We start from the raw sequence: 223 nt of genomic DNA, 5'->3' as shown, positions 1-223 counted from the left end.
AATGTCTGGTTCGTATGAAAAAATATCGCTCTTACAAAGGGACAGTTGGGAAAATTGCGCCAAATATTTTAAATCGCAACTTCCAAGCTGAAAAACCAAATGAAAAGTGGGTTACAGATATTACGGAGTTTAAGTTATTTGGGGAGAAGTTATACCTATCACCAATGTTGGATTTATTTAATGGTGAAATTATCACGTATACAATTGGTTCCAGACCGACCTA

1 protein-coding gene is annotated in these 223 nt (G+C 35.4%); it reads left to right on the top strand.

Annotation, left to right across the window (positions count from 1 at the left end; translation table 11 throughout):
• Positions 1 to 223, top strand: a 223-nt coding sequence (locus MR147_RS27375) for a DDE-type integrase/transposase/recombinase (protein WP_396022910.1), incomplete at both ends; no start/stop codon positions are given.

The organism is Bacillus cereus group sp. BfR-BA-01350 (assembly GCF_022663775.1).
Taxonomy (GTDB): Bacteria; Bacillota; Bacilli; order Bacillales; family Bacillaceae_G; genus Bacillus_A; species Bacillus_A paranthracis.
The sequence above is the reverse complement of the archived record's forward strand: the minus strand, read 5'-3'. Positions and strand labels throughout refer to the sequence as shown.